The 23069-nt window shown below is 69.4% G+C and carries 25 protein-coding genes and 1 tRNA gene; 14 read left to right on the forward strand and 12 right to left on the reverse strand.

The annotated features are described in order from the left end of the window. Window positions 1–3 precede the first annotated feature (3 nt). The 4 genes from Q9G87_RS35890 (at window position 4) to Q9G87_RS35905 (ending at window position 3197) form a co-directional block, all read left to right on the forward strand. Window positions 4–444: an RDD family protein gene (locus Q9G87_RS35890; protein WP_305921014.1), complete on the forward strand. Its 441-nt coding sequence runs from the start codon at window positions 4–6 to the stop codon at window positions 442–444. 46 nt (window positions 445–490) lie between these two features. Beyond that, window positions 491–1885, forward strand: coding sequence for a M1 family metallopeptidase (locus Q9G87_RS35895; RefSeq protein ID WP_305921015.1), 1395 nt, complete (start codon window positions 491–493; stop codon window positions 1883–1885). A 71-nt stretch (window positions 1886–1956) separates the two neighbouring features. Beyond that, complete coding sequence (locus Q9G87_RS35900; RefSeq protein WP_305921016.1) at window positions 1957–2502, forward strand: RNA polymerase sigma factor; 546 nt, start codon at window positions 1957–1959, stop codon at window positions 2500–2502. Beyond that, complete coding sequence (locus tag Q9G87_RS35905) at window positions 2499–3197, forward strand: hypothetical protein (protein ID WP_305921017.1); 699 nt, start codon at window positions 2499–2501, stop codon at window positions 3195–3197. Before Q9G87_RS35900 ends, Q9G87_RS35905 begins: the two co-directional genes overlap by 4 nt. Window positions 3198–3251: 54 nt before the next feature. On the opposite strand, the gene Q9G87_RS35910 is transcribed toward Q9G87_RS35905, so the two are convergent. Further along, complete coding sequence (locus tag Q9G87_RS35910) at window positions 3252–4202, reverse strand: ROK family protein (RefSeq protein ID WP_305921018.1); 951 nt, start codon at window positions 4200–4202, stop codon at window positions 3252–3254. A gap of 7 nt (window positions 4203–4209) precedes the next feature. After that, entirely contained in the window at window positions 4210–5385 is a 1176-nt protein-coding gene (locus tag Q9G87_RS35915; protein WP_305921230.1) for an FIST signal transduction protein, read from the reverse strand. A 172-nt stretch (window positions 5386–5557) separates the two neighbouring features. Here Q9G87_RS35915 and Q9G87_RS35920 point away from each other — a divergent pair, with 172 nt between their 5' ends. The 4 genes from Q9G87_RS35920 (at window position 5558) to Q9G87_RS35935 (ending at window position 10352) form a co-directional block, all read left to right on the forward strand. After that, complete coding sequence (locus tag Q9G87_RS35920; RefSeq protein ID WP_305921019.1) at window positions 5558–6955, forward strand: sigma 54-interacting transcriptional regulator; 1398 nt, start codon at window positions 5558–5560, stop codon at window positions 6953–6955. 62 nt (window positions 6956–7017) lie between these two features. Further along, on the forward strand, window positions 7018–7761 hold the full coding sequence (locus Q9G87_RS35925) for a hypothetical protein (RefSeq protein ID WP_305921020.1): 744 nt from the start codon (window positions 7018–7020) through the stop codon (window positions 7759–7761). 102 nt (window positions 7762–7863) lie between these two features. Beyond that, window positions 7864–9852: a vWA domain-containing protein gene (locus Q9G87_RS35930; RefSeq protein ID WP_305921231.1), complete on the forward strand. Its 1989-nt coding sequence runs from the start codon at window positions 7864–7866 to the stop codon at window positions 9850–9852. 32 nt (window positions 9853–9884) lie between these two features. After that, entirely contained in the window at window positions 9885–10352 is a 468-nt protein-coding gene (locus Q9G87_RS35935; RefSeq protein ID WP_305921021.1) for a GNAT family N-acetyltransferase, read from the forward strand. 314 nt (window positions 10353–10666) lie between these two features. Here Q9G87_RS35935 and Q9G87_RS35940 read toward each other — a convergent pair whose 3' ends face one another. Beyond that, on the reverse strand, window positions 10667–11089 hold the full coding sequence (locus tag Q9G87_RS35940) for a DUF6292 family protein (RefSeq protein WP_305921022.1): 423 nt from the start codon (window positions 11087–11089) through the stop codon (window positions 10667–10669). 139 nt (window positions 11090–11228) lie between these two features. Here Q9G87_RS35940 and Q9G87_RS35945 point away from each other — a divergent pair, with 139 nt between their 5' ends. Then, on the forward strand, window positions 11229–11354 hold the full coding sequence (locus Q9G87_RS35945; protein ID WP_305921023.1) for a hypothetical protein: 126 nt from the start codon (window positions 11229–11231) through the stop codon (window positions 11352–11354). A gap of 10 nt (window positions 11355–11364) precedes the next feature. Continuing rightward, a complete protein-coding gene (locus tag Q9G87_RS35950; RefSeq protein WP_305921024.1) occupies window positions 11365–11805 on the forward strand; it encodes a hypothetical protein in 441 nt (146 codons plus the stop codon). 21 nt (window positions 11806–11826) lie between these two features. Here the strand turns inward: Q9G87_RS35950 and Q9G87_RS35955 are convergent, their stop codons facing one another. Next, entirely contained in the window at window positions 11827–12966 is a 1140-nt protein-coding gene (locus Q9G87_RS35955; RefSeq protein ID WP_305921025.1) for a cystathionine gamma-synthase, read from the reverse strand. Between the two features lie 152 nt (window positions 12967–13118). Beyond that, on the reverse strand, window positions 13119–13319 hold the full coding sequence (locus Q9G87_RS35960; protein ID WP_305921026.1) for a hypothetical protein: 201 nt from the start codon (window positions 13317–13319) through the stop codon (window positions 13119–13121). A gap of 144 nt (window positions 13320–13463) precedes the next feature. Between Q9G87_RS35960 and Q9G87_RS35965 the strand changes: the two genes are divergently transcribed. Further along, window positions 13464–14636, forward strand: a complete 1173-nt coding sequence (locus tag Q9G87_RS35965) for a sensor histidine kinase (protein ID WP_305921027.1) — start codon at window positions 13464–13466, stop codon at window positions 14634–14636. On the opposite strand, the gene Q9G87_RS35970 is transcribed toward Q9G87_RS35965, so the two are convergent. After that, complete coding sequence (locus Q9G87_RS35970; protein ID WP_305921028.1) at window positions 14633–16003, reverse strand: cystathionine beta-synthase; 1371 nt, start codon at window positions 16001–16003, stop codon at window positions 14633–14635. The genes Q9G87_RS35965 and Q9G87_RS35970 overlap by 4 nt on opposite strands. Before the next feature lie 128 nt (window positions 16004–16131). Here Q9G87_RS35970 and Q9G87_RS35975 point away from each other — a divergent pair, with 128 nt between their 5' ends. The 3 genes from Q9G87_RS35975 to Q9G87_RS35985 all read left to right on the forward strand — a co-directional run bounded on the left by Q9G87_RS35975 (window position 16132) and on the right by Q9G87_RS35985 (window position 19870). Beyond that, on the forward strand, window positions 16132–17115 hold the full coding sequence (locus Q9G87_RS35975; RefSeq protein ID WP_305921029.1) for an SGNH/GDSL hydrolase family protein: 984 nt from the start codon (window positions 16132–16134) through the stop codon (window positions 17113–17115). 122 nt (window positions 17116–17237) lie between these two features. Beyond that, entirely contained in the window at window positions 17238–18584 is a 1347-nt protein-coding gene (locus Q9G87_RS35980; protein ID WP_305921030.1) for a PQQ-binding-like beta-propeller repeat protein, read from the forward strand. 68 nt (window positions 18585–18652) lie between these two features. After that, entirely contained in the window at window positions 18653–19870 is a 1218-nt protein-coding gene (locus Q9G87_RS35985; RefSeq protein WP_305921031.1) for an acetyl-CoA C-acetyltransferase, read from the forward strand. Window positions 19871–20011: 141 nt separating this feature from the next. Here the strand turns inward: Q9G87_RS35985 and Q9G87_RS35990 are convergent, their stop codons facing one another. From Q9G87_RS35990 to Q9G87_RS36015, 6 genes are all read right to left on the reverse strand, one after another. Further along, on the reverse strand, window positions 20012–20419 hold the full coding sequence (locus tag Q9G87_RS35990; RefSeq protein ID WP_305921032.1) for a PPOX class F420-dependent oxidoreductase: 408 nt from the start codon (window positions 20417–20419) through the stop codon (window positions 20012–20014). Window positions 20420–20472: 53 nt separating this feature from the next. Beyond that, on the reverse strand, window positions 20473–20706 hold the full coding sequence (locus Q9G87_RS35995) for a DUF4287 domain-containing protein (protein WP_305921033.1): 234 nt from the start codon (window positions 20704–20706) through the stop codon (window positions 20473–20475). 168 nt (window positions 20707–20874) lie between these two features. Then, window positions 20875–21675: a Bax inhibitor-1/YccA family protein gene (locus Q9G87_RS36000; protein ID WP_305921034.1), complete on the reverse strand. Its 801-nt coding sequence runs from the start codon at window positions 21673–21675 to the stop codon at window positions 20875–20877. Between the two features lie 171 nt (window positions 21676–21846). Continuing rightward, window positions 21847–21919: transfer RNA gene (locus tag Q9G87_RS36005), tRNA-Leu, on the reverse strand. A 49-nt stretch (window positions 21920–21968) separates the two neighbouring features. Next, window positions 21969–22493, reverse strand: coding sequence for a peptide deformylase (locus Q9G87_RS36010; protein ID WP_371825873.1), 525 nt, complete (start codon window positions 22491–22493; stop codon window positions 21969–21971). Beyond that, window positions 22490–23002 carry a glycine cleavage system protein R gene (locus Q9G87_RS36015; protein WP_305921035.1) on the reverse strand — a complete coding sequence of 171 codons (513 nt, stop codon included), beginning with the start codon at window positions 23000–23002 and terminating at the stop codon, window positions 22490–22492. Before Q9G87_RS36015 ends, Q9G87_RS36010 begins: the two co-directional genes overlap by 4 nt. Window positions 23003–23069 lie beyond the last annotated feature (67 nt).

The raw sequence follows: 23069 nt of genomic DNA on the forward strand, positions 1-23069 counted from the left end.
ATCATGGGATCGCCACCGGGGCTGGCGGGACGCTGGCGACGGTTGTTCGCCGGCGTCCTCGACTGGCTCATCGTCAACATCATCTCGGCCCCTTTCAGCTGGACCAGCTGGAGCTACGTCTGGGACGGCGCGAGAGGCGTCTGGGATCGCTATCCCGTGGAACACACCTTCCTGGCCGGGCTCGTCGCCTTCCTGTACTTCTGGCTGCTGCATTCGTTCTGGCACGGCCAGACGCTGGGCAAGAGGGTGTTCGCCATCAGAGTGGTCCCGGACACCGGCGGCAAGCTGGGCGTGGGACAGGTGGCGGTCAGGCAGGGCGTGATGACGGCGCTCGAATGGTTGTGCTGCGTCGGCCTCCTGGTCGACCTCTCCTGGATCCTCTTCGACCCCCGCAAGCAGGCGCTGCACGACAAGGCCGCCAGGACGGTCGTCGTCAATGCCTGACGCAGAGTAACATTCACGTCACGTGACGAAGGGGGCTCGTTCGTCTATGCATGTCAACCGGCGCGGGATGGCAGTGGTGGCGGCGCTGGTCAGCGCGCTGGCCTGTGCTCCCGCCGACGAGCCCTCATCGGCGAACGACCACCTGCCGGGCGCGCCCGGCATCGGCGACACGGACTTTCCCAAGGACGGCAACGGCGGCTACGACGTCACCCACTACGCCATCGCCATCGACTACACACCCGCGAGCAAGCAGCTGGTCGGCGTGACCACCATCACGGCCGGCGCGACGCACGGCCTGTCCAGCTTCAACCTGGACTTGAGCGGGTTCACCGTGCGAAGTGTCACCGTGAACGACGCACCGGCCACCTTCAGCCGCCAGGGTGACGAGCTGACCGTGCGGCCGGGCCGCCCGATCGACAACCACGCCACGTTCACCGTGAAGGTGTCCTACGCGGGGGTCCCAAAGCCGGCCGGGGACGGCTCCAACCTGGGCACGTACGGCTTCATGCCGACGCCGGACGGCGCGTTCGTGGCCGCCGAGCCCAACGGCGCCAAGACCTGGTTCCCCGCCAACGACCACCCCGCCGACAAGGCCCCCTTCGACTTCTCGATCACCGTGCCGGCCGGGGTGACGGCCCTGGCCAACGGCGAGATGGTCGGGCAACCCACGACCGCGGGCGGCAGGACCACCTACCGCTGGCGGGAGCGGCACCCGATGGTGACCTACCTCGCCACGGCCACGCTCGGCAAGTTCGAGCTGCGCCAGGGCAGCACGCCCGGCGGCATCCCCAACCTGGCGGCCGCTGACCCGAGGTTCACGACCTCGATCGACCGCCTCTACACGACCTCCGCCACGATCACCGACTACTGGGCCACGGTCTTCGGGCCCTACCCGTTCGGCTCGACCGGTGGCGTGGTCGACGACTATGCCGCCGGCTACGCGCTGGAAAGCCAGACCAAGCCGCTCTACGGCGGCTTCCACCCGGACGAGACCATCATCGCGCACGAGCTGGCGCACCAGTGGTTCGGCAACAGCGTGAGCATCAAGCGGTGGAGGGACCTCTGGCTCAACGAGGGCTTCGCCACCTACGCGGAATGGCTGTGGGCCGAGCACAAGGGCACCAAGACCGCTGAGGCCACGTTCACGGAGTTCCACCGCCGCCGGGCCGGCGATCCGATCTGGAAATACCCGCCGGGGCGGGCCAGGCCCGACGACCTGTTCAACCAGGCGGTCTATTCACGGGGCGCGATGACGCTGCACGCCCTGCGCAGGGCCGTCGGCGACCAGACGTTCTTCGCGCTGCTGAAGAGGTGGGCCGCCGACCACCGCTACGGTTCTGTCACGACGGACCAGTTCATCGGGCTCGCGGAGCAGATGTCGGGCAAGGAGCTCAGCCCCCTCTTCGACGCCTGGCTCTTCCAGCCACGCCGACCCGCCTGACCCCCGAAACGCTTTTCGTCGCTCGGTCCAAGTACCGGATGTAAGGCGAACGACGAAAGGGATTTCAGGCGATGCGCCTCAACGAAGACCCTGCGGCCTTTGAGGCCTTTTATCGCCGTCACGTGGATGCCGTGCTGAGGTTCGTGGCCCGGAGGGTGAGTGATCCTCATCTCGCCGCGGACCTGACGGCGGACATCTTCCTGGCGGCCCTGGACTCGGCTCACAGCTACGTGCCCGGCCGGGGCAGCGAGATCGCATGGCTGTACGGCGTCGCGCGCAACGTCGTGTCGGCCCAGCATCGCCAAGCGGCCAGGGAGGCACGGGCCACCGGCCGGGTCGCGGGTCGCCGGCTGATGGACGACGACGATCTCGTCAGGATGGAGGAACGGATCGACGCCGAGCGCCAGATGCGCAGCGCTCTGGAGGCCATGGCCAAGCTGCCGGAGGGTGAGCGTGCCGTGCTGGAGCTCGTGGCGGTCGATCAGCTCACCGTCGCCGAGGTCGCCAATGCCCTGGGCATCAGGCAGGTGACCGTGCGAGTCCGGTTACACCGGGCCAGGAAAGCCCTGGAACACGTCGCTTCGCCAGCACCTGTGTACGTGGAGGGACAGGCATGAGCAATTTCGAAGAGCGCCTTCTCAGTGCACTCAAGGAAGAGATCACGACGAGAACGGCGGAGGACAGGATGACGACGACGGTGACACCGGTTCAGCGCGGCTCGCGGCGGCGCTTCGCGGGGCTGGCCGCCGCGGTGGCGGGGGTCGCTGCGGCCACCACCGCGGTGGTGGTCATGACGGGAATCGCAAGCAGCCCGGCGTACGCGGTCACCAAGGGCACGGACGGCTCTGTCGACGTGCACATCAGCTCGTTGACCGACCCCGAGGGGCTGGAGGCCGAGCTGGCCGAGGCCGGCGTCAAGTCGGTTGTCGACTACCTGCCCGCGGGACAGACCTGTAAGGAGCCCCGCGGGCAGCAGGGCAGCGTCAGCGGGCCGTTCTCGGTGAGCATGGGCTCCGACGGCGCCGGGGTCTCCTTCAAGATCGAGAAGGGGAAGGTGCCCGCGGGCGAGACACTTGTCCTGGCGGTGTCCAAGAGCGAGGACGGCGACGACAAGCCGCCGATGGGCATGTCGCTGACCGTGGTGAAGGGCGCCGTCTCGGACTGCGAGCCGACCTCGATGCCCGTCCCGCCCGCCGGCGCCGAGGGCGAAGGCGGCGTCAAGGTGGACACGAAGAACGATGGCGGGCCCGGCATCGACGTCGAGACCGGGGGGAAGGACGCAGGTCCCGCCCTGAACCAGGAAACCGAATAGCACCCCGTCCGAGCCAGGCCCGGCGGCCCTCCCGAGCAGCGGGGCCGCCGGGCCTTACCGTCGTTCCACCCAGTAACTGTCGCCCGCCAGGAGCAGGGCGGCGGCGCCGATCAGGCCGGCCTCCTGGCCCAGGGAGGCGGGCATGACCTTGACCCGGCGGGCGAACTCCACCCTGGCATGCTCACGCAGCGCCTCCTCCAGCGGCCCGAACAGCGGCTCCCCCGCCTGCGACAACCCACCGCCGATCGTGACCAGGTCCAGGTCGCACAGGTGCGTGGCGGAGGCGATCGCGATGCCGAGCGCCCGCCCGGCCCTGCGCATGGCCCGCACCGCGACCGGGTCGCCGACCCGCGCGTCGGCGGCCAGCGCCCGCGCCGTGACCGCCCGGTCCTCGTCGTACGCCCCGGATTCGGGGCTCCGCGGCGCCCAGCCCTGCTCCTGAGCCCAGGCGGTCAGGGCCGGGCCACGGGCGACGGCCTCCAGGCAGCCGTGCCCGCCGCAGCCGCACCGGGGCCCGCCCTCCGGCTCGACCACCACGTGCCCGATGTGCCCGGCGTTGCCGGTGCCGCCGTTGATCAGGTGCCCGTTCAGGATCAGCCCGCCGCCCACGCCTGTGGACACCACCATGCCCAGCATGTCCGCGCTGCCCTGCCCCGCGCCCTTCCAGTGCTCGGCCACGGCCAGGCAGATGGCGTCGTTGTGGAGGCGTACCGGTAGACCGGGGAAACGCTCGGCCAGCCGGGCACGCAGGGGAAAGCCGCGCCATCCTGGCATGTTCAGCGGCGAGACCTCCCCGTCCGGCCAGGTCATGGGCCCGCCGCAGCCCACCCCGACGCCCTCGACGCCCGCCGAGAAGGGCTCGATCAGCTCGGCAAGCGTCTTCCACAGGGTCGAGGCGTCCGCGCCCTGCGGCGTGGGCACCCGCGCGGACAGCGTCACCGTCCCGTCACCGGCCACCAGGCCGGCGGCCATCTTGGTGCCGCCGACGTCGATCGCGAGGATCACGGGCGCCTCATGGAGCACTTGCCGCGCTGGAGAAAACGAGCACGGAAGCGGTGAAGCCGTGCACGTGATTGTGCCCGGCCACGGGACCGACCTCGCCGGCGGCGAAGAAGCCCGCCACGCCGATCGGCCCCAGCGTGTCGCGCAACGCGATCGGGTCGTGGTCCGCCGTGCCGAACATGGCCGAGCCCCGTCCGTTGCACGAGAACAGCAGCGCCCCGTCCACCTTCCCGAACTGCTCGCGGTGGGCGTCGAGCAGGTCGTACAGGTCCTCGTCGGCGGTGGCCGCGTCACGCACCTGGAAGCGCACGGTCCTGCCGATCTCCACGATGTCCCCGATGGCGACGGCCTCGCGTTCGGGGTCGATGCCGATGACGCCGCGGATGAGGAAGTCGCCGCGTTCGTGGCGCTCGGCGTACTCGTCCATGGCCACGCCAATCTGCAGCCCGGCGGCGACCAGCTCGCGGTCATCCTCGTCCAGCTCGCTGACGATGTCCTCCAGCCTGGCCAGCGCCGGTTGGCCGGCCAGCTCCAGCAGCAGATTGTCCTCCGACGCCGTCACCACCATGCTCGGGCCGATCGGCCGGCAACCCTGGCTGACCACGGTGCTGACCTGCAGCGGACCGCTGAGCAGCACGCCGATCGCGCCCTCGTTATAGATCCGGCCGTCGGCGAAGAGCCGTACAGAACCCCGTCCCTGCAGCCCGTTGGCCAGCCCGCCGATCAGCGGCAGCTCGCCGAGCACATCGACCGAGCGCTCGACGAAGGCGTCGGTCGGGAAGGTGTACGGGTCCGCGAGCAGGATCGCCACATGGTCGTCCTGGCTGCGCTCCGGCAGTCCGACCACGACGAACTTGTCCTCGGCCGCGAGCGTCTCCAGCGCGAACGTGGTCAGCCTCGCCCCGTCCAACGTGCCCGCCCAGGCGCTCACGGCGGGCGTCAGCTCCACACCCTGCCCGTCGCCGATCACCCCTGTGGCGCTGCATCCGATCACGTGTGCTCCGGGCGCGAGCTCCATCGCGGCCTGCCCGGCCCTCGCGACGTCGTCGGGATCGTCACCGCAGATGAAGAAGCAGACCAGGTCGGCTTGGCCGCTGAGCCTCGACAGGGCCTGGCCCACGGCGTTCCGCGCGGCCTCCACCAGGTCGGAACCCACGGCGAGGCCGTCGGCGAAGCGGCTTGTCATCAAGGCCACGCGTCTCGCCTCCCCTCGACATGTCGAACGTCCCTAGGCCCGATTCTCCCCACTAAAGGGACAAGCACGCGCACGAACCATCACGCAATAGTCAAGATCCGAAATCTCCGCCAGATGCGAAACTCTCTGCCACATTCCACGCAGGGGACGTAGTCTCGATCCCGTGCATCAGCCACAGCCACGAATTCTCCGCGAGCTGCGAGACAGCGGCCACGTCCACCGCACCGTCAAGGCCGAGGTCAGGGAAAACCTGCTGGCCAAGTTGCGGGCGGGAGAGCCGAGATTCCCCGGCATCGTCGGGTTCGACGACACGGTCCTGCCGCATCTGGAGCGGGCTCTCCTCGCCGGGCATGACCTGGTCCTCCTCGGCGAGCGCGGCCAGGGCAAGACCCGGCTCATCCGCACCGTCACCGGGTTGCTGGACGAGTGGACGCCGGTGGTCGAGGGCTGCGAGATCAACGACCATCCGTACGCGCCGGCCTGCACGCGCTGCCAGGCGCTGGCGCGCGAGCTGGGCGACGAGCTCCCGGTCGCGTGGAAGCACCGCGACGAGCGCTACGGCGAGAAGCTCGCCACGCCCGACACCTCCGTCGGAGACCTGATCGGCGACGTCGACCCGATCAAGATCGCGGAGGGGCGCACGCTCGGCGACCCCGAGACCGTCCACTACGGGCTGGTGCCGCGCACCAACCGGGGCGTCTTCTCCGTCAACGAGCTGCCCGACCTGGCCGAGCGCATCCAGGTGTCCCTGCTCAACGTCCTGGAGGAGCGCGACATCCAGGTGCGGGGCTACAACCTGCGCCTGCCCCTCGACATCCTGCTCATCGCCAGCGCCAACCCCGAGGACTACACCAACAGAGGCAGGATCATCACGCCGCTGAAGGACCGCTTCGGCGCCGAGATCCGCACCCACTACCCGCAGACGGTCGAGGACGAGCTCACGCTCATCCGCCAGGAGTCCATGCCGGACATCGGCGCCGACCTCCCCGAGCACCTGGTCGAGGTGATCGCCCGGTTCACCCGGCTGGTCCGCGAGTCCACCGCCGTGGACGCCCGGTCCGGCGTGTCCGCCCGGTTCTCGATCGCGGCCGCCGAGACCGCCTCGGCCTCCGCCGTGCGGCGGGCCGCCCTCGCGGGCGAGGAGCAGGCGGTCACGCGGGTCGTGGACCTGGCCTCCGTGGTGCACAGCCTGCGGGGCAAGGTGGAGTTCGAGGTCAGCGAGGAGGGCAGGGAGACCGAGATCCTGGCCCACCTGCTGCGCCGGGCCACGGCGGAGACGTTCAGGAACCGGTTGGGCGGCATGGACCTGTCCGCGGTGACCGACAAGTTCGCCGAGGGCAACCAGGTGGAGTCCGGCGAGCTGATCCCGGCCGGGGAGCTGCTGCATCGGATGGGTCCCGTGCCCGGCCTGGCGAAGATCATGTCCAGGCTGGGCATGGGCGCGGGCGAGGAGTCGCCCGGCCACGCCGCGGCGGCCTTGGAGTTCGCGCTGGAGGGGCTTTACCTCATGCGGCGCCTGTCCAAGGAAGACCTTGACGGAGTGACCGTCTACCGCACGTGAACTCTGGGGTTTCCTTCCGCGTCATAGTGATTAGCCGATCACTTTGATGGGGGAGACCATCCATGCGCCTGCTGGCCGGTGCCGTCATTCTTGCCCTAGGCTCTGTGGCCCTGCCCGCGGAGGCCACCGCTACCAAGGTCGTGTACGGCTACGCGTGGGCCGACGGCAAGGGCCTCCTGCGGACCGTGCCCAAGTCGGCCACGTACGTGAAGGGACAGGGCGGCTTCGTGGGCTACCGGCTCACATCCGTCTCCGGCGCCAAAGAGGTGCGGATCGACTACACCAAGGCGCCGTTCGGGCGGGTCACGGTCGCGTGCGATCTCAAGGAGACCGAGGGGCGGATCGCCGTGGACGGGAAAGGGCTGGGGCGGACGGCCTGCAAGCCCGGGCATCTGGCCGCCGAATTGCAGCGTGGGGTCAAGCCGCTGCGGATCGAGTATCGGAGCGGCAAGGCCGTCAAGATCAATGAGTTCCTGGTCAGCGACTGGCCGAACGCTCGGACCGGCCGTGGGACGATCAAGCGGGTCAACGACAGCACTGTCCTGTTCGCGACCGGCGGAAGGACCCTCAAGCTGGGTTACTCGTACAGCACGGCCTTATACCGGGTCACGGCCCGCTGCCGGGACGGGTGGCTGACCGGCAATCCGGTCAACGCCGACAGGAACGGCCTCGGCAAGAAGTCCTGCAGCACCGCGGACCTGACCAGGGTGCTGAAGTCCCAGAAGCACCCCGTGCTGGTGCAGCTGCGCTACTCGCCCGAGGTTGGCGGCATCGATGAGGTCTGGGAGATCTACGGGGACGCCTAGCGCGGCCGAACGCCTGCCTCGGTCAGGCGGAACGGCTGGTCGAGCCCTGAGCTCTTCGCCTGGGGCGCGCATGGGGACATTCCGGGTTAGCGTGGTCTCGTGATGGCCTTCCGCTATGGCGAGTACCACGACGGCCCCGACCCCCTGGCCCCGCCCTACGACGTACGGGCGGCGCTGGACGAGATGGGCGATGCGATCCTGTCGGGCTCGACGCCGGTCCACGCCCTGCGCGACCTCCTCAAGCGCGGTCTCCCCGGCGCTCAGGATCGCCGCGGCCTCGACGACATGCTCAGGGAGGTCCGCCGGCGCCGCCGTGACCTGCGCGAACGCGGCCGGCTCGACGGCACGCTGGAGAAGGCCCGGGCGCTGCTCGACAAGGCCATCGGCCAGGAACGGGCGGAGCTGTTCCCCGACCCCTCCGACGACGCGAGGTTCCGGGAGACCACGCTCGACGCGCTCCCCGACGACACCGCCAGCGCCATCCAGGAGCTGAGCTCGTACGACTGGCGCTCGGCCGCGGCCCGCCAGACCTTCGAAGAGCTACGCGACCTGCTGCGCCGGGAGGTCCTCGACAGCCAGTTCAGGGGCCTGCGCGACGCGCTCGCGAACCCCGACCCAGAGGCCATGGAACGCGTCCGCCAGATGATGTCGGATTTGAACGACATGCTGGACAAGGACGCCCGCGGCCAGCACACTCAGGCGGACTTCGACGCCTTCATGGAGAAATACGGCGACCTGTTTCCCGAGAAGCCGCGCAACCTGGAGGAGCTCGTCGACATCCTGGCCCGCCGCGCCGCCGCCACGCAGCGCATGCTGGCCTCGATGACCCCACGCCAGCGCGAGGAGCTCAGCAACCTCATCAACCAGACCCTCGACCAGGCGGGGCTCTCCGACCAGATGCGCAGACTCGGCGAGGCGCTCTACGCCCGCCGCCCCGACCTGGCCTGGAACGCCCCCGAACGCCTCACCGGCGAGGAACCCCTGGGCATGGGCGACGCGGTCACCGCCCTGGAGGAGCTGGCCGACCTCACCCAGCTGGAGACCGCCCTCCGCCAGGACTACCCGGGCGCCAGGCTGGACGACGTCGACGAGGCCGCCGTACGCCGCGCGCTCGGCCGCTCCGCGGTCGACGACCTGGAGGCGCTCAAGCGCATCGAGCGGGAGCTGGAGGAGCAGGGCTACCTGCTGCGCCGCCGCGGCAAGCTGGAGCTGACCCCCAAGGCGGTGCGGCGCCTCGGCGAGACGGCGTTGCGCCGGGTGTTCTCCTCCCTGGACGCGGGCCGGCGCGGCGACCACGACCAGCACGACGCCGGTGCGGCCGGCGAGCTCACCGGCTCGTCGCGGGCATGGCGCTTCGGCGACGAGCAGCCGATCGACGTGGTCCGCACCCTGGTCAACGGCGTGCGCCGGGGCGGCGTGCGGCCTGGAGGCGGCACCCAGACCGGACAGCGCACCGGAAACGGAGCGGCCGTGCGACTCTCCGTCGACGACTTCGAGGTCGCCGAGACCGAGCGCCGCAGCGCCGCGGCCGTCTGCCTGCTGGTCGACCTGTCGTACTCGATGGCTTTGCGCGGCACCTGGGCCGCCGCCAAGCAGACGGCCCTGGCCCTGCAGGCCCTGGTGGCCTCCAAGTTCCCGCAGGACGCGGTGCAGATCATCGGCTTCTCCAACTACGCCAGAGTCCTGCAGCCGGACGAGCTGGCCGGCCTCGACTGGGACATGGTCCAGGGCACCAACCTGCACCACGCCCTCCTGATCGCCGGCCGCCACCTGGACCGCCACCCCGACTTCGAGCCGGTGGTGCTGGTGGTCACGGACGGCGAGCCCACCGCCCACCTCATGCGCAGCGGCCGGTCGGCGTTCGAGTGGCCGCCGTCGCACGAGACGCTGGAGCTGACGCTGGCCGAGGTGGACAAGATGACCCGGCGGCGCGCCACGATCAACGTCTTCATGCTGGCGGCGGACGACCGGCTGAAGGAGTTCGTGGACGAGGTGGCCCGCAGGAACGGCGGCCGCGTGTTCTCCCCGAGCGCCGAACGCCTGGGCGAGTACGTCGTCAGCGACTTCCTCCGGCTGCGCCGCGCCCGCTGAATTGTCGGTGGGACCTGCCAGACTCACTCGGCATGAGCGACGAGGACGTACGGTTGCGAGACGTGGTCGAGACGGACCTGGAGGTGTTCCTGGCGCAGGAGCACGACCCGGAAGCCGTCCGGAGATCGAGGTTCCCGGCGCGCCCGCGGGAGCGGTTCCTGACCCACTGGCGGACCCGGGTCCTCGGCGACCCCACCAACTTCGTGCAGACGATCCTGGTGGGCGACGAGGTGGCCGGCAACCTCGTGGCCTGGTGGGAAGAGGAGCGGCGCTTCATCGGCTACTGGATGGGGCGTGAGTTCTGGGGCCGCGGCATCGGCACCCGAGCCCTGGGCCTCTTCCTCCACGCCGAGAAGACCCGCCCCCTCTACGCCGACCCCTTCCACGGCAACACCGCGTCGGTCCGGCTCCTGGAGCGGCACGGCTTCGAACGCTCCGGAACGGTCTTGCACGGCGAGGACGAACACATCCTGCTCGTCCTGCACGAGCCCACTCCATAGCAGCAACTATCAACCCACCCTCATAGTTAGTGATATGCCAGAGGACTGGCTCACCAGCGACGAGGTTGGCCTGCGACGAACCGTGGCGCCGTGGACCGGACGCGTCGTTCGCCGTGCCCGGACATCTCGCGCGTCGGTTGGTCAAGGCCGCTGTTGTGCAGCGGCTGCACCGTCAAGGGCTGCTGGCCGAGCAGTACGTTGGCGACCCGCCCGAGTCGCAACCGATTCCCGAAGACGTTGCTGAGGTGAGAGAGCGGATTGTTGCGACTGTCATCGGGTGTGGCCGCACGCCGCAGAGCGGTGAGCGCTCCAGGTTAGGCGCCGATGAGGCGGGTGTAGAAGGTGAGGGCCACGTCGAAGCCGTCGCGGCAGTTGCGGTGGGAGCGGTAGCAGGGACGCCAGGCCGAGCTGGCGCCGATCCCGGCGCGGGCGTCCGTCAGCGCCGACGGTACGCGCTCCGGTTTCGGGAGCAGGCCATGGCCCAGGTAGCGGACGCCGGTCAGCTCGGTGTGGTCGCCGCGGCCGCCCGAGACGAATCCGCCCAGGCGCCAGCCGCTCTCCTCGTCCCACACCAGCGCGCTCCCGTCAGCCAGCTTGAGCGTGGCGTGACGCGGGTCGCAGGGGCCTTCCCACCAGTCCGCGACCTCGGCTCCGAGCTGGTCGACGACCTGGCGCACGTAGCTGATCGGCTGCTGCAGCCACTCGTCGGTATATGGCTCGACGTGCCTGATGGCCACGGACGGCACCCCCTTGTGCCCTAACAGTAAGAAAAACGAGACGGTGACCAACCATACCGGCACCGAACTTATTCCGTTGCACAGGCGTCTAGTCATTCAGGACGATATTTACGTCCGGCACGGGGAAGGAGGGGAGCCCATGATTGCCACGATTCTCCTCATCGTGCTGATGGTCGTCGCGGTGGCGGCCACGGAGCTCTGCATGCTGTGCTCCGCCGAGCGTAAAGAGAGTGTCGAGCCCCCGGCCGAGATCGTCGGGGACTAGTCTCTCCGGCATGTCGTCCCTGCTTCTGTGGCTCCACATCGCCTTCGCCATCTTCACCATCGGCCCGGTGACCGCCGCGACGATGGCCGCGCCCCGCGTCATCCGCAACAAGAACGTGCCCGCGCTGCAGACCATCCAGCGCATGACGAGGGTTTACAGCCTCGGCTCGATCGGCGTGTTCGTGTTCGGGCTGGCGCTCGGCGCGGTCCTCGGCAACGGAGTCCTGGGCCGGTGGTACATGACGGCCTCGATGACGTTGTTCATCGTGGCCGCCGTGATGCTCGTCATCATCGACCGCGACCTGCGCACCGCCGTACGGGTGCTGGGCAGCGAGGACACCGCTGACGACGCCAAGGTCCAGAACGGGCGGATCGCCGCCATCAGCGGACTGCTGTCCGTGATCTGGCTGGTGATCCTGTTCCTGATGCTGGTGCCCGGCCCCACCGGATGACGGGGCCGGCGACCAGCGTCCTCAGGCCAGCGCCTGGGTGAGGTCGGCGAGCAGGTCGTCGACGGTCTCGATGCCGACCGACAGCCGCACCAGGTCGGCCGGCACCTCCAGCGGCGACCCCGCCGCCGACGCGTGGGTCATCCTGCCGGGGTGCTCGATGAGCGACTCGACACCGCCGAGCGACTCGCCCAGCGTGAACAGCTTCGCCCGGTTGCACACCTCCACGGCCGCCGCCTCACCACCGGCGACGCGGAACGACACCATGCCCCCGAACCGCTTCATCTGCTTGGCCGCCACCTCGTGCCCCGGGTGCTCGGCCAGCCCCGGATAGAGCACCTCGATCACGCGCGGGTGCGCCAGCAGCAGGTCGACGACGCGTTCGGCGTTGTCGCAGTGGCGGTCCATGCGCACGCCCAGGGTCTTGAGCCCGCGCAGCGTCAGCCAGGCGTCGAACGGCCCGGCCACCGCGCCCATCGCGTTCTGGTGGTAGGCCAGCTCCTCGCCGAGCCCGGCGTCGGCCGCGATCAGCGCACCGCCGACCACGTCGGAGTGCCCGCCCACGTATTTGGTCGTGGAGTGCACCACGACGTCCGCCCCCAACGCGAGGGGCTGCTGCAGATACGGCGAGGCGAACGTGTTGTCCACCACCAGCAACGCCCCGTTGTCGTGGGCCATCTGGGCGAGCGCCGCGATGTCGGCGATGCCGAGCAGCGGGTTGGTGGGGGTCTCGACCCAGACCACCTTGGTCTTCTGCGTCATGGCCGTGGCCACGGCGTCGAGGTTGTGCAGCGGGACCGGGTCGTAGTGGAGGTCCCACCGCTCGTGGACCTTGGCGAACAGCCGGTACGTCCCGCCGTACGCGTCGTTCGGGATGATCACGTGGTCCTGCGGCTTGCACACCGTACGCAGGAAGGTGTCCTCGGCGGCCAGCCCCGAGGCGAACGCGAGCCCGCGCGCTCCCCCCTCCACAGCGGCCAGCGCCTGCTCGAGCGCGGTCCTGGTGGGGTTGGCCGAGCGACTGTACTCATATCCCGAACGCAGGCCGCCCACGCCGTCCTGCTTGTAGGTGGACGTGGCGTAGATCGGCGGCACGACCGCACCGGTCAGCGGGTCGGGCTCTTGACCTGCGTGGATGGCCAGGGTCTCAAAACCGTTGCTCATAGAGGCAACGTTAACGGAAGACCACCCGGGCTCCGGTCCCCACCGTACGGCCCGCGGTCCGCTCCCCAACGGACCACGGGCCGCCGATGCGGGCGCCGTCCCCCAACGGCCGCCCGCGAGGCTCGCGCACCATGCCCGCGCGAGCCGGATCCTCAGGCGGCCTTGGGCTCGTGCCGCTCTTCCCCGCTCGACCTGGGCGCCAGCCGTACGAGCGACTCATATGGATCGGCCTTGACGAACCGACCGCGGCCGCCCTCCGCGGGCTCCCCGTTGATGCGGGAGAGCAGCACCGGGTCGGCCAGCGCGAGCAGCACCCCGACGACCAGTCCGACTCCCAGCAGTGCTAACCCCATGGCAACCATCTCTGTCCCCTTTCCGACATATCTAGCATCCGCGATCTCCCTGGCCACCGCCTCCGCTGAAGGGTGGGTCTGCGGACGGCCGACTCGGCCGAACGGTTGATTCGACGTGTCCGACTTGCGGCCTAGGCTCGGGCCGTGGGTGATTCCAAGCGGCTCGTTTACTGGATCCGGAGGCTGAGCGAGATCGCGATGCTCGGCTGGCTGGGCATGATGCTCATGCTCGATCTCGTGCTGGCCGCCGTCATCGGGGGCTTCCAGTGGCTCGTCCCGATCTGCGGCGCGTGCGGCATCGCGGCGGTGGTGCTTCGGCGCAAGCATCGCCTGAACGGGTTCGGCATCATGCTGGCGCTGTCGTTCGGCGTCTCCCTCACGATCGGCGGCGGCGGCTTCGACGGCTCGCCCGGCATGGCGGAGACCGGGTCGCTGCTCGTCCTGACCATCGGCGTGCTGCGGCACGTGGAGCCGGTACGGCGGGCGGCCGTGCTGGCCTGCGTCGGGCTGGTCGTCCTGATGACCGAGGGGATCGCGCGCGACTACCAGAGCGCGGGGCTGGCGCTGTCGTTCGTGTTGTTCGCGGGGTGGTCGATGGCCGCGGGCATCGGCGGCTACCTCCGCTTCCAGCAGGAGCGCCGCATGGAGGCGGTGCATTCGGTACGGCGGGCGGAGCGGCTGGAACTGGCCAGGGAGCTGCACGACCTGGTCGCCCACTACATCACCGGCATCGTGGTCCAGGCCCAGGCCGCGCGTACGGTGGCCGAGACCCGGCCGGACGCGGTGGCGCCCGCGCTCGACGCGATCGCCACGGCCGGGTCCGAGGCGCTGACCTCGATGCGGCGCATGGTGGCGGTGCTGCGTACCGAGGACGACGCGGCCCGCAAGCCCGGCACCACGCTGGCCGATCTACGTCTCCTGACCGACCGGTTCTCGGCCGACGGGCCCAAGGTGGCCTTCGAGATCGGGCAGGGACTGGACGATCGCACGCTGCCGCCCGAGGTCATGACCACCCTGCACCGGGTGCTGCAGGAGTCGCTCACGAACGTCCGCAAGCACGCCTCTCGCTCCGCCTGGGTGGAGGCGGATTTACGGAGGCATGAGAAGGTCGTGGTGCTGCGGGTGCGGAACTTCGGGTCCTCCGCGTCAGATCCCCGGGTTGCCCGCCTTGGTGGCGGGTTCGGTCTCGTCGGCATGGCCGAGCGCGTGGAGGCGCTGGGCGGCCGGCTCTACGCCGGCCCGTCCTCGGAGGGCGCTTGGGAGGTGGTCGCCGAGTTCCCACTCCCCCAAGCCGGGCCCTCGCAGCCCAAACCCTAGTGATTGGCCAGGAAGGCGAGCAGGTCCTGCCTGGTGATCAGGCCAGCGGGCTTGCCCTCTTCCAGCACGACGGCCGCATCGGCCTTCTCCAGCGCTTCGACCGCACGGGACACAGGCTCGCCGCTGCCGATCGTGGGGAGCGGTGCGGACATGTGATCGGCGATCGGGTCGTCGGAGGAGAGCCTGCCGTGGTAGAGCGCCTCGAGCAGGTCGCGCTCGACGATGGAGCCGACGACCTCGGCCGCCATGACCGGCGGCTCCTCCTTCATCACCGGCAGCTGGGACACGGAGTATTCACGCATGATCGCGATGGCCGTGCTCACCGACTCGTGTGGGTGCGCGTGCACGAACTCGGGCATCGTCCGCCCCTTACGCGCCAGCACGTCACCGACCAGACCCTCCTCGGAGGATTCGATCAGGAAGCCGTAGTCGGCCATCCAGTCGTCGTTGAAGATCTTCGACAGGTAGCCGCGGCCGCCGTCCGGCAGCAGCACGACGACCACGTCGTCCTTGCCCGCCTTGGCCGCCACCTGCAGCGCCGCCACGACCGCCATCCCGCACGAGCCGCCGACCAGCAGCCCCTCCTCGCGGGCGAGCCGGCGGGTCATGTTGAAGGAGTCCTTGTCGGACACCGCGATGATCTCGTCGCAGATCGTGGTGTCGTATGTGTCCGGCCAGATGTCCTCGCCGACGCCCTCGACCAGGTAGGGCCGCCCCGAGCCGCCGGAGTAGACCGAGCCCACGGGGTCCGCGCCGATGATCTTCACCCGGCCGTCGGAGACGTCCTTGAGGTAACGGCCCGCGCCGCTGATCGTGCCGCCGGTGCCGATGCCCGCCACGAAGTGCGTGACCCGGCCCTCGGTGTCCTGCCAGACCTCGGGACCCGTCGAGTGGTAGTGGGAATCGGGGTTGTTGACATTGGTGTATTGGTTGGGCTTCCAGGCGTTGGGCACCTCGCGGGCCAGCCGGTCGGAGACCGAGTAGTAGGAGTCAGGGTGGTCGGGCGAGACGGCGGTCGGGCACACCACGACCTCCGCCCCGTACGCACGCAGCACCGCGATCTTGTCCTGGGCCACCTTGTCCGGCACCACGAACAGGCACCGGTAACCCCTCTGCTGGGCCACGATGGCCAGGCCCACGCCGGTGTTGCCGGACGTCGGCTCGACGATGACGCCGCCGGGGCGCAGCTCGCCCGACTTCTCGGCGGCCTCGATCATGCGGAGGGCGATGCGGTCCTTGACCGAGCCCCCCGGATTGAAGTACTCGACCTTAGCGAGCACCTGGGCGGGCAGTCCCGCGGAAACCTTGTGCAGCCGAACCAGCGGGGTGTTGCCCATGAGATCGACCAGGGAATCGTAAACGCGCACCGAGGTGTTCACCTTCTTTGCCAAAGCTTGATCAGCTTGCCTGTGGCCGAGATCCAGTGGGGGTGGCAGGCCCTCGGCTAGTTTTCAAGCAAACGCTACCGCTGAGTTCGACCGGGGAGGGCACGCAGGTGGTCTGGCCAGCTGGGATGGCTCGCGCGGCACGCAAGATCGCTACTGCGGCGGCGCTCGGAGGAGGCGGGCTGACGGCGCTCGGCGCCACGGCGTACGCGCTGCTGATCGCCGAAGGATTGCTCGCACGCAAGGCCATCGGTCAGCCGCACGGGCTGGACGGCCCGCCGTCGGACGGCGAGTACGGCGACTTTCCCGGAGAGCCGCTCAAGCTGGCCATGCTCGGCGACTCCACGGCCGTCGGCCTCGGCATGACCGACCCGGCCGACACCCCCGGCGTGTTGCTCGCGGGCGGCCTGGCCGAGGTCTCCGAGCGCCCGGTGCGCCTGCTCGTCGCCGCCAAGTCGGGCACGCCGTCGGCCGAGCTGGGCGATCAGGTGGACCAGGCCCTGGCCATGGAGCCCGACGTGGCGGTGATCTTCGTGGGGGCCAACGACATCATCACGCAGACGCCGCCCGCGATCGCCGTACGACATCTGACCAAGGCCGTGCGGCGGCTTCGGGACGCGGGGGTCGAGGTGGTCGTGGGCACCTGCCCGGACCTCGGGACGGTACGGCCGATCTCGCAGCCGCTGCGTTGGGTGGCGCGGCGCTGGAGCCGCCAGCTGGCGGCGGCGCAGACGGTGGCGGTGGTGGACGCGGGCGGGCGTACGGTGGCGTTCGCCGACGTCCTGGGCCCGGAGTTCGCGACAAATCCGACAGAAATGTTCGGACCGGATCGTTTCCATCCATCTGCCCGAGGTTACGCGCAGGCCGCTTACGCGGTGCTACCTTCAGTGTGCGCTGCGTTGGGGCTGTGGCCTGAGCCGCGCCCCGCGCGCGGCGAGGCACTGCAACCGATCTACCTTGCGGCGGCTACGGCCGCGGAGGAGCCCGGCACCGAGGTCATCGCGACCCAGGTCGACGGGCGGACGACGGGCCTGCACGGGAAGTGGGCGTCGTTGTTCCGCCGACGGCCAGGCGAGCGGCTCAACGAGTCCTGACCCCCAAGAGGATTCGGCGGGCCCGACCTCGGCTCAGGCTTGGCGAGCGGTCGACGACGCCCGGCCACGGTCACCCTCCGCGCCCGGGTCGTCGCTATACGTCCCTTTGGAGGGAATTGCCCGTGCTCCGGCCCCTCTGGAAACCGTCCATCGCCCTCGCCGGAACCCTGGCCGCCGCCGCCTGCTCCGGCAGCGACGCGGCCACCACCGACACGTTCCCGACCTGGCACAACACCCAAGTCAACGCGGTCAGCCGCATGGCGGTGGCCGGCGGGGTCGTCGCCACGACCTCCATAAAGTCCGACGGCACACTGGAGACCGTCGCGATCGGCCTGCGCGACGGCAGACGTCTGTGGGCCTACCCGGCCACGATGGCGGGCCGCCTGCCCGGCATGGGCGTCTCCGCCCCCGCCATCGTGGAGACGGCCGCGGACGAGGGCGTGATCGTCGCGCTCGACCCAGGCAAGAAGTCCCCTTGGAACGCCACCCTCATCGCCCGCGACGCTCACTCCGGGGTGCAGAAGTGGACCAGGCCGGTGCATTCGACGTTCGGGCCGCAGCGCTGCGGCCCCTACATCTGCCTGTCCGAGCACACGGCCCTGGCCAAGGCCCGCATGGTGGTGCTCGACCCGGCCACGGGGAAACAGCTGTGGAAGCTGCCCGGGATCTCCGAGGTCGAATGGTCCGACCCGGCCCGGGTGCTGCTGCTCAGGCTGTCCGCCAACCCCGTGATCGAGTCGTACGAGCTCAAGACCGGCAAGCTGCGGTGGCAGCAGCCGATCGAGCAGGCCCTCGGGCCCGGCGTCGACCTGTCGGGAGGCTGGGCGTTCGGCGCGGCGGGTGACAACCTGGTCGGCTACGTCGCCCCCTACACCAACCCGCAGACAAAGAAGATCTCCACTTTCGGGTTGTTCTCCGTCAAGATCGCCGACGGGGCGATCAACTGGATCCGGCCCTCGGTCGTCCGCGTCTATCCCAGCGGCAACCCCGGCTACGCCCCGGTCGTGCGCCCCGTCGACCAGCAGGGCGCCTACGGCGGCTTCGCCCGCCTCGACTCCGGGTCCGGCCGGGTGCTCGGGCAGATCACGGCCTCCGACGTGCCGGGCTCGGGCTGGTGGCTGGCCTTCCCCGACCGGATGGACAAGCTGGGCTTCCTCCAGCACAACACCAAGGGGACGGCCTTCGACCTGGTCTCCGGCAAGGCCGTGCCAGCCGAGAAGGAGCACGGCTGGTCCTTCTGCGTCACCGACCCCAAGCCGCTGGCGCTGCGCGGTCAGCCTCCGGGCTTCTACTCGACCGCGGCCATCTGCGAGTACGACCTCGGCACCGGCAAGCGGATCTCCCCCGCGAGCGCGCCGCCGCCGTGGTTCACCGGCAGTCAGGACGGGTGGCGGCTGTGGCGGGACGAGAAGGGGGCACTGCATGCCGTGAACGACCAGACGGCGCCCGCGCCGGGCATGTACGGCTGACCACCTGACAGTGCTTTTCCGTAGGACTGGAATATAGTTCTACTATTAGCGCCGACAAAGGAGGGGCCATGCCCGAGGCAGTCATCGTCGCAACCGCGCGTTCCCCCATCGGACGAGCCTTCAAGGGATCGCTGAAGGAGATCAGGCCCGACGATCTGACCGTGCAGATGATCAAGGCGGCGCTGGCCAAGGTGCCCCAGCTCGACCCCCACACGATCGACGACATCATGCTGGGGTGCGGCCTGCCGGGCGGCGAACAGGGCTTCAACATGGCGCGGGTGGTGTCCGTCATGCTCGGCCTGGACGACGTGCCCGGCACCACCGTGACGCGCTACTGCTCCTCGTCGCTGCAGACCACGCGGATGGCCTTCCACGCGATCAAGGCGGGCGAGGGCGACGTGTTCGTGTCCGCCGGGGTGGAGACCGTCTCGCGCTTCACCAAGGGCAATTCCGACTCGCTGCCCGACACCCACAACCCGATCTTCCTGGACGCGCTGGCCCGTACCAAGAAGTTCGGCGAAGGCGGGCAGACCTGGCATGACCCGCGCGAGGACGGGACCATCCCGGATATCTACATAGCGATGGGGCAGACCGCCGAGAACCTCGCGCAGCTCAAGGGCGTCAGCCGTCAGGAGCAGGACGAGTTCGGGGTACGGTCCCAGAACCTGGCCGAGAAGGCGCTGGCCGACGGGTTCTGGGCCAAGGACATCACACCCGCGACCATGCCCGACGGGACCGTGGTGAGCAAGGACGACGGGCCGCGGGCCGGCACCACCTACGAGAAGGTCGCCACCCTGCAGCCGGTCTTCCGGCCTGACGGCACCGTCACGGCCGGCAACTGCTGCCCGCTCAACGACGGGGCGGCCGCCGTGATCGTGATGAGCGACGTCAAGGCCGCCGAGCTGGGGATCACGCCGCTCGCCCGGATCGTGTCCACCGGGGTGTCCGCGCTGTCGCCCGAGATCATGGGACTGGGACCGGTGGAGGCCAGCCGGCAGGCGCTGTCGCGGGCGGGGATGGCCATCGAGGACGTCGACCTGGTCGAGATCAACGAGGCCTTCGCCGCTCAGGTGATCCCGTCGTATCGGGAGCTGGGGATCGACCTGGATCGGCTCAATGTGAACGGAGGGGCGATCGCCGTGGGGCATCCGTTCGGGATGACCGGGGCGCGCATCACGTCCACACTGGTCAACAGCCTCCAGCACCACGACAAGAGCATCGGGCTCGAGACGATGTGCGTCGGTGGCGGCCAGGGGATGGCGATGCTCCTCGAGCGTCTCTCTTAGGTTGCGCGCGCCCCCGGCAGCGGGCCTCCGGCACCGGGGGCGCGGCCCGCGTCCGGCAGGGCGCGGCCCGGGTCCGGCAGGGCGCGGCCCGGGTCCGGCATCGGTGGGCGCCGGCGTGTCGGCGCCCACCGGGAAGGCGCGTTACCCGTGGTGGTCCGGGCCGGCGTGGATCGGGGTGACGCGGAGGATGACCCGGCGGTCACGGATCATGGCGGCGCGGTAGTCGTCCCAGTCCGGGTGCTCGCCGGAGATGTTGCGATAGTAGGAAACCAGGTGGTCCATGGCCTCGGGGAGCGGGATGATGTCGGCCGTGCCGTCCACTTGGATCCAGTCGCCGTAGAAGGCGTTCGTGAAGACGCACAGCGACACGTGCGGGTCGCGGCGGGCGTTGCGGACCTTGACCGCCGTCTCCCTGGTGCTGATGACGATGCGGCCGTCTTCAACCCCGGCCGTCACCGGCGACATCTGCGGGCGCCCATCGTGATGCCGGGTGAGCAGGACGGCGTTGTGGTTGGCGCGAAGAAAGGCGAGAGCCTTGTCGAGATCCATCCCCTCATGATGACGCGCCCGCGCTTGGGACGCGGGCGCGGGGATGGATGGGCTTAGATGAAGCCCATGCGGTTACGGCGCTGCCGCTCGTGTTCGAGGACGATCGCGGCGGCGTAGCCGTGGGTCAGCCCGTGCTCGTCGGCGAGCCAGTTGGCCCGCTCGTCGCACCGTAGGAAGCTCGGGCCGTTGTCAAGTGCTTGAAACCACTCTGGGAGTTCGCGTCCCGTGATGGTCGGGACTCTGGCGATGAGCTTCGTCTGCATCTCCGGTGAGTGGTTCAAGGACATGGGCACCTCCGCGGATAAAGGTCCTTTGCTTGACAGTGCAACACGTCCGTCCGAATGGCAAGCCCCAAGCCAGGCATCATTTAGTGACGTCACGTAGATTTTCGGTCGCACAAAGAGAGGGCCCCACCTGAACGGTGGGGCCCTCCGTGGTTACGCTGGCGTTAACGATCAGTCACTGCTGCTGAAATAGCTGACGAAGCGCAGGATCTCGAGGTAGATCCAGACCAGGCTGAGCGTCAGCCCGAACACGCACTGCCAAGCGAACTTCTCCGGAGCGCCCTGCTTGACCCCCTGCTCGATGGAGTCGAAGTCGAGCAGCAGGAAGAAGCAGCCGATGAGGATCATCGCGATGCTGAAGATCCAGCCGAGCGGGCTGTCCGTGCGCAGACCGAGCCCGACGCCGTTGAAGAGGCCGACGAGCAGGTTGACGAGGATCAGCCCGACCGCGGCGATCGCCGCGGCGATGCCGTACTTCACGAGCTTGGGTGTCACGCGGATGACGCGCAGGGTGTAAACGGTCAGCACGGCGCCGAAGGCGAATGCCGTGCCGAGCACCGCCTGCAGCACGATGCTGCCGCTGCCTCCGAAGAAGCTGTCGAAGAGGCGGCTGATCGTGCCGAGGAACACGCCCTCGAACGCCGCGTAGGCCAGGATGAGGACCGGGTTGGTGCTCTGCGTGAACGAGGCGATCAACCCGAGGATCATCGCGACGATGGCGGCGCCGATCGCGACCGTCGGCGGGACATTCAGCACCCATGCCGCGGCGGCGGCAGCGACAAGGGTGCCGAGGGTGATGAACCCGCGCACCACGACGTCGTCGAGGGTCATGGTCCGGTATGCGGGCCGGCTCGGTGGTGCGTACGACGGGGAGTCGTACATGTTCTGCAGCTGGTCGGGAGACGGGGTGGGTCCCGCCCAACCCCCCGCCTGCTGACGTGACCTGCTGAATACGGGGTTCTTGCTCTCCATCGCTGCCTCCTGTGTCACCGAGCCTAAGGGGCTCGGTGGCACCTTGGTCAACTCGCGCTCAGATCGATGTCCATTTGGGACGTCGGCAGCGTTGACAACGAACGTGGCCACCGGGGAGTTCCCAAGGTCATGGGGGCTATGGAAAACGGATTTCCAATGGTAGAGGGCAGGTGCCCCCGGCGGGATTCGAACCCGCACTACAACCCTTTTAAGGGGTTTGCCTCTGCCATTGGGCTACGGGGGCGCCGCAATCATACGAAACGGACCATGCTTCCGAGGAGCACAACTTCGCATCAGGCGTCACAACTGTGAAGTCTGCGGTGAAGTGATAGGGCTCCGGGGACTCTGTCCAAGAAGAGTAGACCGTCCAGATGGTCCAGTTGGTGCTGAATGCAACGGGCTTCGAGGGCATCAGCTTCGATGGTGACTGCCTCGCCCGTGCCTGGCAAATGCCCACGTAGGGTGATACGCGTAGCTCGCAGGACGTCGGCCGTGAGCCCCGCGATCGAGGCGCACCCCTCCCGTCCGCGATCCCAGTGGGACGCTCTGGCGAGGCGTGGATTGGCCACCACGAGCTCTCCAGCCGACGATCGGCCGCGAGGGTGGGCCCGGGTGTCAAAGGCGATCAGACGCAGTCTCAGGCCGATCTGAGGGCCCGCCAGGCCGGTTGTGGACGGCTTGTGGCGGAGGGTGGCCAGCAGATCGGCGGCGGCCGCCACAACGTCGGGGTCTGTCGGGTCCACCGGCTCGGCCACGGCGGACAGGATCGGGTGGGGAGCGCTGAGCACCTCGCGCGGCGTCCCCCGGGGTCTATTCACATCAGGTCCGGTTCCACGGGGCGGAAGGTGATCTCCGAGTCCAGGCTGGCGCCGACGGCCGCCAGCCTGCGCATGAGCGCCGCCACGTCCACCTCCTTCGGCAGCTCGACGTCGGCGATGAGCACGTACAGCCGCCCGGAGAGCCGAGTGCTCATGCCGGTGATGTTCCCGCCGTCCGCGGCCAGCACGGCGCTGATGCCCGAGATGATCCCGGGCCGGTCGGGGCCGTGCACGGTCAGCACGTAGCCGAGCCCGCCCCCGTCCTCGCAGAAGTGGCGCCTGGCCTCGATGGCGGAGGCGGTCACCACCAGATCGGGCGCCCGCAGCCGCTTGAGCAGCTCGGCGGAGTCCAGGTCGCCGGAGACCAGGAGCATCATCGCCACGTGGCCGCCGAGCAGCGTCATGGTCGAGTCCTGGATGTTCGCCCCGCAGTCGGTGAGTGAACCGGTGACTGCGGCGATCACGCCGGGCCTGTCCACGCCGAGCACCGTCACCGCTGAGAGCCCCACCCGTGCAACCCCTTCCGCTTGCTGCAGGGGTGCCGAGACGCCCCGGCGACGATCACCGGGGCGCTGC

Source organism: Nonomuraea turcica (assembly GCF_030718205.1).
Lineage (GTDB): Bacteria > Actinomycetota > Actinomycetes > Streptosporangiales > Streptosporangiaceae > Nonomuraea.